Source organism: Ramlibacter paludis (assembly GCF_022012305.1).
GTDB classification, from domain to species: Bacteria; Pseudomonadota; Gammaproteobacteria; order Burkholderiales; family Burkholderiaceae_C; genus Ramlibacter; species Ramlibacter paludis.
In genome coordinates this window covers 777,945-791,899 of record NZ_JAKLTM010000002.1, presented here as the reverse complement: position 1 = coordinate 791,899, position 13,955 = coordinate 777,945, and the positions used below count along the sequence as shown (strand labels likewise).

The window sequence follows — 13,955 nt, the reverse complement described above, 5'->3', positions numbered from 1 at the left end:
GAACCTTCAACCGATGGTGACGTAGCGCACCAGCGTCAGGACGACGGCGCCGGCGCCCAGGTCGGTGGCCGGCACGGTGACGGAACCGAGGTCCGGGATGTTGGTGTCCAGCACCTTCAGCACGTCGACGTGCTGCTGCGGCGCGTTGACGCCCACCGGGATGGTGGCGGCGTCGAGGCGGAATCCTTCGGCCGGCAGGCCGCCCGGGAACACCGAGTTGCGCATGCTTTCGTCGGCCGCCATCAGCTCGTTCACCTCTTCGGCGGACAGCGTGCCGTCGATGAAGGAAAGGTCGGCGACGACGGCTTCCTTCGTGGAAGTCAGCAGCCGCTGCAGCAGGTCCCAGCCCTTCGCGGCGTCGCCCTTGAACGTTTCGACGACCCTGCTGAACATGCTGTCCATCAGCATCACCACGCGGTGGCCCACGGCCACGGCCTGCTGCGGCATGGTCACCACCAGCATGCCACCGTCGTAGGCGCCGTCGCCGAGGATGCCGGGCGGCGGCGCGATCGTGCCCACCGCGCCGCTGCCGCGCGCCGGCGGCTGCGTGAGCGTGCGGATCTGCTCCAGCATGTGGCGCAGGCGCATGTGGTTCTGCCAGCCTTGCCCGGCTTCCGGCGCGATTTCCCAGCTGCGTGCCAGGGCCACCTGCGCGGCCGGCGCCTGCAGCTGCCACAGGGCCAGCACGCGCTCGGCCGGTTCTTCGGAGAAAGCGCTCTCGTCGCGATAGCGCAGCAGGCCGACGCGCTTGAACGGCAGCCGGGACAGCACCGCCGCGTCGCCTTGTTCCAGCGCCCGGGCGATGGCTTCCAGCCGCTCGCTGTTCGGCAGCTTCAGGTGCCAGACCTGGAAGGTTTCGGTCGCGGCCGCCGGCGCCGGCGCGCAGGCAGGCGGGCAGCACACGTGCGTGCGGGCGCGGCGGAACATCACCCAGTCGCGCCTGGCCACCACGCGCTGCGTGCGCGGCTCCTGCAGCTGCGGGAACAGGCGGCGGCGCGCGCGCACCAGGAAGGCCGCGTCGTCGCCGGCGTCGGCAATCGCTGCCAGTGCGTTCATCGCCTCGATGGCGATCGCCGAATCGGCCGGCGGCATGGCGGGCAGGCCGGTCATGTCCAGGAGTTCGTTGCGGGTGCGCTGGCTGACGTTGGCGACAAACGTGTTGTAGCTCGTTACCTCCTCGGTGAACAGCACGGCCCGCCGGGGCGAGTCGTCCCAGTCGAAGTGCAGGGGCGGGCTCTTCGGGTCCTGCTGCTCGTCGTCGACGACCAGGGATCCCGTGCGCTCGTCGCCGTCGTGCCGCAGCAGGATGCGCAGCGAGAACGATTGCGCGCCGTCGATGATGCCCAGCGATCCGAGCGAGGTGAGCCCCAGGTCCATTTGGACGAGTCTCTCCTGGCTGCCGTCGGAACGCGTGCGCTTGGCCAGCACCGTCAGCTTGCCGTCGACGCTCGATCCGCCGCCGCGCCCCGCCAGCACCATGCGCATCTCGACCGGCATGCGCACCATGTCGCCGATCTGCAGGCCGAACACGCCCTTGTCGATGTCGCCGGCCAGGTAGATGGCCATGCGCAGCGCCTGTTCCAGGTTGCCGTCCACCGCCTTCATGCGCAGGGTTTCGGCGATGACCTGGTTGTTGGCGTCCTGCAGCAGGTCGTTGGCCAGCACCATGGCAAAGCCGGAGCTGCCGTCGGCGTGGTTCTCCGTGCGGGCGAGCCCGTCGAACGTGCCGAAGGCCAGCGGCAGGCGGCTGGTGCCGAGGCCGGCACCGGTCTGCATGCTGGCGCGCAGGGGCGCGGGCGCCGGCGCGCCCTGCGGTGGCGCGCTGGCGCGACTGCGGGTCGTCGTCTTGCGCGCGGCCATCTGCGGCGCACCGAATGGCAGCCCACCGGTCGCGTTGCCGACCGCGTTGCCGATCTCCTTGCCCACCTCGGTGGCGCCGTCGACCACCTTTGCCCCGGTGTCGGTCACGACTTCGGTGACCTTGTCGCCGGCTTCCGCGGCGCCGTCTGCGACGGTGGTCTTGACGTCCTCGCCGGTGGTCGTCACCTTGTCGAGCACCGTGGTGAAAACGTCGCCGATGGTCTTGAAGATCGGCGGCGGTGTCGCTGCCGGAGGCGCCGTTGCCGGCGGCGGCGTCGGCACCGGCGTGCCGGTCGGCTTCGGCGTGGCCGTGGGTGCCGGCGTCTTCGTGGGGAACAGCCCGCCGAGCGTCGCCATGGAGGTCAAGGCGAGATGCGCCCGCCACCAGGTGCCTTCGGCCGGGGCCGGCGTGCACAGCGTCTGCGCATCGGGCACGAAGATCTCCACCGGTTCCAGCTGCGCCGGGTCGTCGAGCCCGCGCGTGAGCGAGATGCGCTTCATGTGCTGCGCTTCTTCCACCAGGTGGGCGATCTCGTCGGCCGCCACGCCGTGGAAGTGCAGTTGCACGCCTTCGCCGAACATGCGCTCCACCTGCTCCTGCACGTCCGCGTTGAGCGACACCGGCAGGTAGCCCGCCGGCGGCAGCTCGAAGAAGCCGGCGTTGAGCAGCATGCGCTTGCGCGGCAGCGCACCCTGGCCCGGCACGTAGCCGGCGAGCTGCGTCGACAGCACGTCGAGATCGGCGAACCAGCCCTTGATGTCGGTGCTGACGTTCTGGAACTGGCTGATCGTCGGCCGGCCGTCGACCTGCTTCATGATCTTCTGCGTGCTGGCGCCGTAGCGTTTCACCAGGTCTTCGATGTTGCGGCGAGCCTTGCCCAGCAGGTCGCGCAGGCCTTCGCAGTCGTCGTCCGGCAGGATGACGGGCTTGTCGGGGTCGAACAGTCCAGCCAGCTGGCACTGGAACTGCAGGATCTGCGCGAGGAACACGTTCCAGGGCCGCATCGCCATGCGGCCCTGCCAGTAGCCGCGCGCCTGCGTATCCATGCGCTCGCGCCGCCCGCTCCAGGCATCGATCACGCGCACGGTGGCGCCTTCGCGCGCCAGCAGGCCGATCACCACTTCGTCGCGTCCATACAGTTCGCAAGGGCGGCACCAGGTGTCGCTGGCGAGGCCGGCGGCCGAGAGCAGGCTTTGCGTGAGCCAGGGCTCCGCGGCGAAATAGGCCGAGGCCACGCGGTTGCGCAGGTGCACGTTGGCGTGCGCGACGGCGCTGCTGGTGGGCAGCGCCAGCGTCACCGGCCGCAGCCGCAGCACCAGGCCTTCGCGCCAGTACGGGTGGCGCGAATCGGTGGCGCACGCGCTGTCGCACAGCTTGCCGTACACCGGCTCGTTGCCGCACAGGCCCTCGATCGGGCCGACGGTGATCTCGTACAGCGCGATGCCGCTGCCCAGCGCCACCGCCTGGCCCTTGGGCTGCAGGCAGTCCGCGAAATTCTTCGCGCCCGCCGGCGGGGGCGGCGTGGCCACCTGCAGCAGTTCCGCCAGCTTCGCTTGCACCGCTTGCGGCGCCAGCACGAAGCTGCCCGCGGGCGTGACCGCCAGTCCATCGCCCACCACCAGCTGGTCGGCCTCCAGCGAGATGCCCAGGCCATGCACCACGCCCCAGCCGCCTGCGAGGTTGCCCAGGCGCACCGCCTGGCGGTGGTAGTCCTGTTCGAGCGTGAGGGCGCTCGCGCGCAGGAACTGGCCGTCGAAGTAATGCAGGCGCGTGAGCGGGCTGCTGGTTCCCACGAAGGGCACGCCGTCGGTGGATGGCAGTTCCACGGTGCCAGGGTCGAGGTTGGCGAGGGCCATGGTCAGCTCCTGAATGGGGGTGTGGCAAGCAGCTGCTGGAGCAGCGCGGTGGGCAGCAGCGTGTCGCGCACGCCCATTTCCAGCGAGCCCAGCGTGAGCTTCCAGCCATCGGGCTCGAGCTTCAGCCGCAGCGCACGCAGCCGCGCCAGCGTGAGGCACAGGTCGTTCTCATCGGGTTCGTCAGGCGGCGGCGCCAAGGGCTGTTCGGCGCCGGCGCGCGCGACCACCTCGCGGACCAGCACCGGCCGTTCGATCTCCTGCTGCGCGGCCGGCAATGCAGCCAGCGCCGTGCGGCGGTCGATCAGCCACTGGTCGGACGCGAGCACGACGCCCAGGTGATCGCGGCGCGGCTGTGCCAGGCCCAGCCACAGCCGCAGCAGGTGGAAGGGTTGCGGCGCGGGCACCGCGGGCGCGGCCGGCGTGCGCACCAGCCGGAGTTGCACGGTCTCGCAGACGCGCGAGTAAGCGATGTCGGAGGCGTTGCCGGCGCACGGGTCGGCGATGGCCGGCACCGGGTTGCCCAGGCAGCAGGAATAGCAGGCGATGACGTCCAGGTCCAGCGTGGCGTCGTCGGGGGTCGCGATGTCGGCGAAGTCCTCGTCCTCGCGGTGCGCGATCCACCACATCGGCAGGCTCACGCACTGCGGCACCTCCAGCACCAGGTCGCGCCCCAGCACGTCGACCGCGAGGCCGTTGCCCACGCGCAGCTCCTGGTCGGCCGGCTGGTAGCTCACGTCGTAGCCCGCCACGACGCCGCTGCCATGCAGCAGGCGCTGGTGCCGCCGCAGCCGCCCGACATGGAAGCCCTGCTCGGCGCGGAAGTCGTCCACCCCGAGCAGCATGCCGAAGTGGTAGTTGGGCGCGCATTGCGGGCTGTCCGGCAGGTCGGCGTCGCAGCGTTCCAGCTCCGGCAGGCCGCAGCAGTCGTTGGGTTTCATGGCAGGGTGTCCTAGAACAGCGCCGCGCTGTGCGCATAGGCGTTGGCGCGGCTGCCGACCGTTTCCTGTTCCGCCTCGCGCATGGTGGAAGCGCGGTCCAGCGCCAGCGCCGCGCCTATGACCTTGCGCGTGGCGAGGCGGTCGGCGCCCAGCGCGGCGGCGAACGCGGTCTCGGCGGCGGTGAGTTCGGCCAGCACGGTGGCGGGCGACCCGCTGCCCGAAAGCGCGGTGAGGCGCGAGACGGCGAGATCCAGCTTTTCCAGCGCGTCCCACAGCGGCTGCGGCACGCTCGCGAACCAGCTCTTGACGACATCGAGTTCGGCCACCGTGATGGCGGCATGTGCCGTCGCCACCGCGGTGATCTTCGCGTCGAGCGCCGCGCGCTCGGTGGCGACCGCGCCGGCATCGAGCTGCGCCTGCGTCTTGTCCGGGTCTGCCTTCATCGCCGCGTGCAGCGCGATGTCGTAGGCCTGCTGCGCCGGCCGCACCGCGGCCACGGCCGCATCGATGGCGGCCACCTTGGCCAGCGCGGTCTCGCGCGCCGCCTTCTTGGTGGAGTCGTGCAGCCGGTCGCGCTGCCAGGCGGTGAGGATCGGAAACGTGGTGGCCGTGGGGGCGGGCAGGCCCGCCAGCCGGGCCAGCACGCTGGCGTCGGCATCCACGCGCGGCGCGGCGTCGGCGGCGGCGCGCAGCGCCAGAGTGGCGCGCTGGAAGCGGCGGCTGGCCAGCGCCAGCGCGCTGTTGGCGGCGGTGAGGGCCGCCGTCTCGACGTCGGTGGCGGCCCTGGCGGACTCGCGCACCATCTCGCGCCGGTCGCGCACGCGCTTGATGAAGCTCTTGGCGTTGGTGGCGTTGGTGGGGAATTCACCCTCGACGCGGGAACGCGCGGTGGCCTCGAAGGTGGCCAGCGTCGCCGCGGCGTCGGCCGCGAGCGTGGCGAGGTTGCCGGTCAGCAATGCGCTGGCCAGCCCTTGGCGCGCCGTGCTTTCGTCGAGCTCGCGCAGGCTCTCGCTTTCCGCTTCCTCCAGCGCCGCCTCGGTGGCGGCAAGCTGCGCCTCCTTGCGCGCGAGGTCCGCCGCCTGGGTCTGCACCGCCATGCCGGTCGAGGCCAGCGTGGCCTGCGCTTCGGCCAGGCCGATCAGGGCGGTTTCCATCGCGAGCAGCAGCGGATTGCCGTCGGCCGGCATCGGGATGCCCGCCAGCGCCAGGCGCGCGGTCTCGAGCGCGAGGGCCTGCGTACGCACGGCGTCGCTGGCCGTCTGCTGCACGGCCTTGGTGCCGGTGAGCGCGGCGCGCGCGGCGGTGACGACGGGCTGCTGCAGCGCGCGCAGCGCCGTGAGCCGGTTGACCTCGTCGGTCCAGTACTGCAGTAGCGGGGTGGCCATGGTGGGGTCCTCCAGTTCAGCGGGCGATCGTTTGCGGCGGCGGGGCTTGGTCCGCCGGCCAGGGCTGGTGCGCGGGGAAGCCCGGATGGGCCCGCCCCGCCTTGTCGTATTCGCGCTCGACCGCCAGCAGGAAGTGGCGCTGGTGGATCGCGCTGGCACCGGCCGCGGCGAGGAAGGCGGCGGCCAGGGCGGCATTGCGGATCTGCGCGCCCGAGATCGGATACCAGGCGGCGAGCTCCGCGAGATCGACGTCGGCGGCGAGTGGCGCGGAGGCGGGCAGGTGCACGCGCCACAGCGATTCGCGCACCGCCGCATCGGGTTCCGGGAACTCCACGATGAACTCGAAGCGGCGCGCGAAGGCGCTGTCGAGGTTGGCGCGCAGGTTGGTGGTGAGCACGCTCACGCCTTCGTAGCGCTCCAGCCTTTGCAGCAGGTAGGCGGTTTCCAGGTTGGCGTAGCGGTCGTGCGCGTCGTTGGCCTCGGTGCGGCGGGCGAACAGGGCGTCGGCCTCGTCGAACAGCAGCAATGCGCGCGAGCGCTCGGCCAGCTCGAACACCGCGGCCAGGTTCTTCTCGGTCTCGCCGATCCACTTGGAGACCAGGCTGGCCAGGTCCACCGAGAGCAGGTCGACGCCGAGCGCGCGCGCGATCACTTCGGCCGCCAGGGTCTTGCCGGTGCCGGGCGGGCCGAACAGCAGCAGGCGCACGCCGCGCCGCTCGCCGCGTCCTTGCGCGAAGCCCCAGTCGTCGAGCACGGTGATCTGCTGCAGCACGCGGCGCACGGCGGCTTCCAGTTGATGCAAGGACGGCTCCGGCAGCAGCAGCGACGACCAGCCGGCCCGCGGTGCGATGCGCTGCACCCCCGGCCGCGCGCTCCAGGGCGTGCGCGCGCGTATGCATTCGGCCACCTGTTCCAGCGCCAGCGGCGCGGCGTCGATCGCCTGGCGCAGCGCGAGGTCGCGCACGACATCGCGCGCGTCGTCGGGCTCGATCGGATAACGCGCGGCCAGCATGCCGGCTTCTTCGCCCAGCTGCGGCAGAAGCGACTGCCAGAGGCTGCGCCGCGCCGGCGCGGCGAGGGCTTCCACTTCCAGCCGCAGCAGCGGCAGGCCCAGCACCGGCAGCTGGCTTTCGTTGCGCGCGCTGGCCAGCACGGTCAAGGGCCAGTCGGCTTGCGGCCACGCGGACGCGATCGGGGCTGCGTCCTCCGGTGCTTCCAGCCAGAGTGCCGCCTGGTGCATGAAGGCGGCGGTGCAAGCCGTGGCGCACTGGGTGCGGTCCCCGCTTGCGGTGCGCACTGCAGTCGCGTGCGCCGCGCCCAGCAGCGCGCGCACGCGCGTCGTGCGCATGGCGGCGTCGCCGCCGAGCAGCAGCAGCTGGCAAGGCAGGTTCTGGCGCAGCGCGGCGATCGCGCGGCGTGCGGTGGCTTGCGCCATCCAGTCCTGCAGGCCCGGCACCTCGGCGTAGCCGGCGACCAGTTCCGCGCCATCGAGTTGCGGCGCGCGTGCCATGAGCGCGTCCCACACGGCGGGGCCGGGCACCAGGGACTGCCCGTGCCAAGGGCCGTCGCCCTGGAGTTGCACGATGCGCAGCGCGGCCACCGGGCCTTCGCAGAGGAGCGCTTCGAGCTGGTCGCGCAGCGCGAACGGACGCTCCGGAGTCTCGGCTTCCAGCCAGCGCAAAGCCAGCGCCGCGGTCGCTTGCGGCTGCCCGTCCGGATGCAGCAGCCGGCACAGCGTGGCGAGGCCTTCGTGCGCCTGCGGCAGGCAGGCCAGCAGCAGCACGTCCTGCAGGAGCTTGGCTTGCACCGGGGACGGCAGCAGGGCCTCGATGCGCGCGAGCGGATGCGCGCCGGGGCGCGGCTGCGGCACCGGGCCGGTGTCGGCCGCGAAGCGTTCGGCAAAGGCCAGGGCCGCGGCCAGCGGGTCCTTGCCGCTCGTGCCATCGCGCAGCGCCCGCGCGACGCGCAAGGCCACTTGCGCCAGCGCCTGGCGCGTATGCAGCCGCACCTGCTCGATCAGCGCCTGCAGCGGCGTGGCGCCGTGGTCGTCATCAGGCCGTTTCATAGATGATCCTCACGACGCAACCGAGCCAGGCCAGCCAGCCGGGGTCGAGGTCCAGGCCCAGTCGGCGCACCGGCGTGGCGACGGCGGACAAGGGCAGGTGCAATTCGATCCAGCCCGGCTCCATGCGCAGGCGGCCTTCGCGCCGGCACACGGTTTGCAGGCGCGGCGGCGGCAGGTCGGGCGCGGCGACCGCCAGCCACTGTTCCCAGGCGGCCGCCTGGCGCTGCGCCATGGCGGTGGTCGCGGGCTGCGCATCGCCGCGCGGCGCCGTGCCTCCGCAGAAGGCTTGCAGCATCGGGTCTTCGGGCAGCACGTCGAGTGCGAAGGCGAGTTCCCGCAGGTAGAGCGGCAGGGCATCGTCTTGCAGTTCGCGCAGGACGTCGTCGACCGGAATGCGGGCCAGCCAGAAGAGGGCGCCGGCGTTGCGGGTGGGCAGCCAGTCCTCGGGTTGTGGCAGTTCCGGCAGCGCAGTCGGTGTCGACCCCGGCGGTGCAGGTGCGAGTGGGGCTGTCGCTTGCGGCGCGCTGGACGATGAGACCAGCGCCGTCGCCGTGCTCGTCGCCGAAGCTGCAGCCGCCGCCGAATGAACCGGCGCTTCAGGCGCGGGGGGCGTGATCGGCATCCGCGCCCCAAGGGCATCGCGCGCGGCGCGCAGCTGCGCCAGGACCTGGCCTTCCCCCAGCTCTTGTGCCGGCCGCTGAAGCGCGGCCAGCAGCACGGCGATCACGTCGCGGTGCTTCTGCACGAACCATCCGCGCGCCGCCGCCCATTGCAGCAAAGCTTGCGCCGGAGCGTCCCATGCCGTCGCGACTTCGCTCGGCGTGCTGCCGACGGGCGCCCGCTGCACCTGCGGCAGCGCTTGCGCATACCCCGCGCTGCGCGGACACGCCAGCAGCAGGCCTTGCCAGCTCGCATGCGACAGTGCGCGCAGCGCCGCGGTGAAAGAGGCGGTGCCGTCCTCGCCGGCCAGCAGCCGCATCAGCACCGGCCACACCAGTTGCGGCGTGCGCGCCAGTTCCGCCGCTGCGTGGCGCAACACTTCCTCGCTGCGCAGCGCCGCGCGCGGGATCAGGTCCATGCGCTGCCAGGCCCAGTGCCGCGTGCTGTCGCCCAGGGCGGCGCGGTAGAACAGGTCGGCGAGCGCCGCGCGCCGGTCCGGGTAGCGCACGCAGTTGCCGTCGTCGCGCTGCAGCGCGCGCGCGATGGCCTGCTCCAGCGCTTCGCCCCAGGCGCGGCCGATGTCGGCATCGACCGGATCTTCACGCCAGCGCAGGTGCACCGGCAGGCGGCGGATCATCAGCCATTCGTCCGGACCGGACCAGCGCGCGGCGATGCGCTCGCCGTCCTGGCGCCGCAGTTCGTCCTGCCACGCTTCCAGGCGCTGCGGCGCGACCGCTGCCGCGGTGCGCAGGCGCGTGTGCATGCGGTGGATGGTCAGGCTCATGGCGCGCCATCCTCTTCGTCCGAGTCGCGCAGCGCCGGGCGTCCCAGCAGGAAGCCCGCACCGAGCGCGGCGTCGCCGGCGATCGCCGGCTGGAAGCCGGCCGTGCGGCCGATCACGGAGGAGATGCCGATGTGCGAGCCCACGCCCGCGCGCACGCCCGTCTCGGCGGTGCACAGCGTGAAGGCCGTGTGCGCCGGCTTGTGCTGTTCGACCAGGCGGCGCGCGCAGGTGAGCTGCTCGTCGCTCAGCGCGGCGACGATGGTGACGGTGAAGCGATGCGCGAAATCGTCGAAGTCCGGCGGCGGCGCGTCTTCGATGGTGCCGGTCGACGGCTCGCCGATGCGTCCGCCGACGCGGTAGCCGCCGCCCAGCACGGCCTGCGACACCACCGATGCCGGATTGCCGACCACGCCGCCGCCGCGCAAGCGGAACTGCTCGATGATCACCACCTCGGCCCCGGTCAGCAGCTCCAGCATGCGCTGCAGGCTGGCGAGGGTGCCGCGTGTGCGGAACAAGGGTGCGGCCTGCGGGATCAGGCGCCGCTGCACCTCGGGCGGCCAACAGGGGTCGAGCACCAGGCCGACGAATTGCGCGAGCCAGGGCAGCGCAGCGCCGGGCGCGATGCGCGGATCGAGCAGGCGCTGGCGGCCGGCCGCCACCGACTCCCATTCGTCGAGCATGGCGGCAATCGGCGCCAGCAGCCGGTACAGGAATTCGCGCGCGGCCGGTTCGCGCCACAGCGTACGTGGCAGAAGTTGCAGCAGGGCATGGCCCGGATAGGCGACGCGGGCGCCGCGCAGGCGCGGGCTCTTGCTGCGCGTGCCTTCCAGCTGGAACACCAGGAACAGGTAGCGTCCGGGCGGCGCGATGACGGGGGCGTCGTAGAGCGCAAAGCCTTCGGCCGGCGCCACGGTCATCGGACGCAGCGAAGGATCGCGATACAGCGCCTGCGGTTCGCGCTCGTCGAGCGTCCAGCTGGCTTGCGACAACACCGGCAGCACGCCCGCCGGCGTGGGCCCGCCGACCGGTTCGTTGAAAAAATCGAGTTCGTCGCGCGTGAAGGCCCAGAAGCGCAGCGTGGTTCCTTCGGGCAGGCAGGCTTCGACCAGCAGCCGGCCCCAGCGCGATTGGTCGTGCTCGGCGTCGAGCGCCGTCGCGAACAGCAGGCCGGTTTGCTGGTAGCGCCCGCGCGCGGGTGCCGCATGCCGCAGGCCCTGGGCGGTCCAGTAGGCGACGCGGCCGTCGGGCGCCAGTTCGATGCCGCGGCCGTCGTAGTTGGGCGCGACCAAGCCGGCCAGCGGTTCGTCGGTGGGCAGGATCTGTAGGCGCCGCAGCTCCTCGCCCGGGCGCTGCGCGAGGATCAGCACTTGCGAATCCGCCGGCGTAGCGCTCGGCTCGATCAGCAGGTCGGTGCAGAACGCGGCCGGCAGCGTGCGCGGCGCATGCAGCGCGTGCAACTGCGCACTCGGCTGCCCCGCGGCGCTGAGCACCCAGGCGCTGTGGCGGCCCTTGACCTTGGGACCGACCGCGAGCCGCTGCGCGCCGGCGACCAGCGGCCAGTCCATGCGCTGCGGGTCGTCGCACGGCGCCAGTTGCCAGATGCTGCCGTCGGCCAGCAACACGAACACGGCGTCGCCACTGGTGGCGAGGTCGAGCGGCGCCGCCGCGAAAGGCAGGCGGCGCGCGATCTCCTGCTGCCAGGTGTCGACCAGCCAGACCGCCTGGTCTTGCGGATCGGCGACGTACAGGAAGTCGGAAGCATCGCAGGCGAGTGCCAGCGGCACTTGCGGCAGGGCGCCACCGGCCACGTGGTCGCTGCCGGTGACGTCGAAAGGATGGGCCGCCCTTTCATGCACGCCGACCGCGTCGACCCGTCCCCACAGCACGAACTCGATCACGCGTTCCTCGGGCCGCGCGTGGAACAGGCGGCAGTGGCTGTCGAAGGCGAGGCCGGCAAAGCCGCCGGTGAAGGGCGGGCCGCTGTCGGCCGGCGGCGAGATCGGGTCGCTGCTATCGAGCATGACGAGTTCGCCGACGCACGCCGTCTGCTGGTGCACGCACAGCCGCCACTGCGCGCTGCCTTGCAGCACGCGCTGGCCGGTGTCGGGGACGATGCGCATCAGCACACCTCCTTCATCACCGGCACGGCCACCGGCGGCCGCGTGGGTGGTGGCGCGAGGCCGGTGCCGGGGGCCGGCAATTCGGTCTGGTCGTCGACGACGGTGACGGCGGCCAGGGCCGGCACTTCCCAGTCGGCGAGCTTGAGCACGTCGATCGCCGACCAGGTTTCGCCTTTGCCATCCGCGGTGGGCGTCGCGAAGTCCAGGCGCAGGGACTGGATGTATTCCACGCCTTCGACCTGCATGGCCGCGCCTTCGAGCTCGCGCGCCAGCACACGCCGGCCCAGCGGCCAGCCGCGGCCGTCGGGTCCATGCGGTGGCAGGGGCGCGAGGTACTGGCGCAGCAGCATCTCGACCCAATCGCGTACCGCGTCGAGGCCGAAGCCTTCGCGCACCTTCACCGACACCGCTACGGCGATGCGACGATAGGTGGGCGGGATCACATAGAGCTCGGTGGTGACCAGCCGCCAGCGATCGAGCCAGCCGCAAACCTGCGCGAGCTCCCAGGCATCCGGCAGCGGCGCATCGGGATGCTGCGGATCGCGCGCCGGCCACACCACCACGCTGACGCAGCCCGGCTTGCGTTCCCGGCTGGGCGCATGGAACAGCGGCAGGCACTCGGCGCGTGCCAGTTCGAGGCCGGGCGTCTCCAGCGCGAGGCTGGCGAAGTCGTCCTGGCAGACGGCGCGCCAGTTGCGCCGCAGCTCGGTGGGGATGCGGCGCAGCGCGGCATCCAGGCTTTCGTTGTCGACGCCGCCATAGGCGCGCAGCGGGTTCGACAGCTTCACGCCGGGCGGCGCATCGGGGCGGCGCAGCGGCGCGAGCGGCACCGGCGAGGACAAGGTCGCGCCGATCTTGTCGATGGCCTGCGGCGGCACGTTGCCCGCCGCGCCGCGGCTCGTGTGGTAGCGGTTGACGCGGATGCGCTCGCCCAGTTGCGGCGCGCGCGCGCCGAAGCGCACCGTGCCGGCTTCGGCATCGACGCTGAAGTGCGCGTCGCCGGCACCGGAGGCATCGAAGTTCTCCACGCGCAGCCAGTCGGTCCAGGTTCCTTGCTCCTCCACCTGCACTTCGACTGGATAGCGCGCATCGAGCACCACGGGCGCGTCGGCCAGGCGGTAGACCTGGTCCGGCTGGCCCGTGCCGGTGCCGAGCAGTTGCGCGGCCGCCGCGGCCACCTGCACGCAAGGCGCCGCATTGAGCGTGAGCAGCTGCACCTCGCCGATGCGGCTGCCGTCGCTGCGCCAGGCGCGCAGCCAGAACCACAGGCGCTGCGCGCGGTCGTCGTCCAGCTCGGGCGGGAAGGTGCCCGTGCCCGCCAGCCCCGCGGGCGCGGCCGGCGCGCCCAGGACGGCGAGGTCGACCGGCAGTTCCAGCCGCACCGTGCCTTCGCTGGTGAAGCCTTGCGTGGTGTCGCCCGCCACCCGCACGCTGCGGTAGGCCACGCTCCCGTCGGCCTTGGCTTGCGCCAGCGAGGCCTGCCATTGCAGCGTGGGGGCCGGCTGCCCGCAGGCCGGCGCTTCGTCCAGCGTGGGGAACCAGGCCTTGGGCGAGAAGCCGATGGAAAGCGGCAGCGGCTGGCCCGCGACCCGCTTGAGCCCTTGCACCGGGTCGGCCAGCATGGCCGGCGCGATGGGCGGGTCCTTGGGCGCCAGCACCGCGATCCACACGCACTGGTCCACGGTGTTGGAGAAATCGATGGCCGGATCCTTGCCGTCGGAGCCCATGGTCACCGTCTCGTAGGGCGCGACCGTTTCGCCTTCGCCCTGCGCGAGCTGGATGGCGTCGACGCTCGCCTGCACCGTGGTGCGCACGCCGGGGTCGAGATGCGCGATGTACTCGGCCACCTTGCCGGGCTGCGCCAGTTCCTCCTCGCTCAACAGGCTGCGCCGCGCCACGGCCACGCAATCCAGCGGCCACACCGTGAGTTCCTGCTCCAGCGTGAACAGCACCTTGCCGGCCTTGGCCTGGTCGCCCGCATAGAGGCGCACGCCGGCGGCCTGCTTGCTTTCGAAGCGAAGCAGGGCGCGGGCCGCGCGGGCCGGCCGCAGCGGCACGTCCAGCAGCTTGAGGAAGGCGAGGTGCGTCGCCTCGGGAATCTGGTTGAAGCGGAACTGCAGGCCCTCGCCGAGATAGGCAAACAGCTGCAGCAGCGTGATGCCGACGTCGCTGTCGTGGTGGTCGGTCCACTCGGGGGTGTAGACCGGAATGCGGTTGCGCAGTTCGAGGAACAGGTCTTCGAAGCTGCGGTCGTCCAGGACGGGGGCGATCAGCGGCATGGTCGGC

Annotated in this window: 7 protein-coding genes; all 7 read right to left on the bottom strand. The window is 72.2% G+C overall.

The genetic code is table 11. From position 1 onward, the window contains the following. Positions 1–6 precede the first annotated feature (6 nt). Genes LZ009_RS10425 through LZ009_RS10395 form a run of 7 tightly spaced genes read right to left on the bottom strand, consistent with a single transcriptional unit; the run spans position 7 to position 13,948 of the window. Positions 7–3,717, bottom strand: coding sequence for a hypothetical protein (locus tag LZ009_RS10425; RefSeq protein WP_275697841.1), 3,711 nt, complete (start codon positions 3,715–3,717; stop codon positions 7–9). Positions 3,718–3,719: 2 nt separating this feature from the next. Further along, positions 3,720–4,655 (bottom strand): hypothetical protein, encoded by a 936-nt coding sequence (locus tag LZ009_RS10420; RefSeq protein WP_275697840.1) that lies wholly within the window; start codon positions 4,653–4,655, stop codon positions 3,720–3,722. An 11-nt stretch (positions 4,656–4,666) separates the two neighbouring features. Continuing rightward, entirely contained in the window at positions 4,667–6,040 is a 1,374-nt protein-coding gene (locus LZ009_RS10415) for a hypothetical protein (protein WP_275697839.1), read from the bottom strand. Between the two features lie 16 nt (positions 6,041–6,056). Beyond that, the gene (locus LZ009_RS10410) at positions 6,057–8,105 is read right to left on the bottom strand and encodes an ATP-binding protein (RefSeq protein ID WP_275697838.1); all 2,049 of its coding nucleotides are present in this window, start codon (positions 8,103–8,105) and stop codon (positions 6,057–6,059) included. Next, a complete protein-coding gene (locus LZ009_RS10405) occupies positions 8,092–9,549 on the bottom strand; it encodes a hypothetical protein (protein ID WP_275697837.1) in 1,458 nt (485 codons plus the stop codon). Before LZ009_RS10405 ends, LZ009_RS10410 begins: the two co-directional genes overlap by 14 nt. Beyond that, a complete protein-coding gene (locus tag LZ009_RS10400) occupies positions 9,546–11,669 on the bottom strand; it encodes a phage tail protein (RefSeq protein ID WP_275697836.1) in 2,124 nt (707 codons plus the stop codon). Before LZ009_RS10400 ends, LZ009_RS10405 begins: the two co-directional genes overlap by 4 nt. Then, a complete protein-coding gene (locus LZ009_RS10395; protein ID WP_275697835.1) occupies positions 11,669–13,948 on the bottom strand; it encodes a putative baseplate assembly protein in 2,280 nt (759 codons plus the stop codon). The genes LZ009_RS10400 and LZ009_RS10395 overlap by 1 nt, the downstream gene beginning before the upstream one ends. Positions 13,949–13,955: the final 7 nt, after the last annotated feature.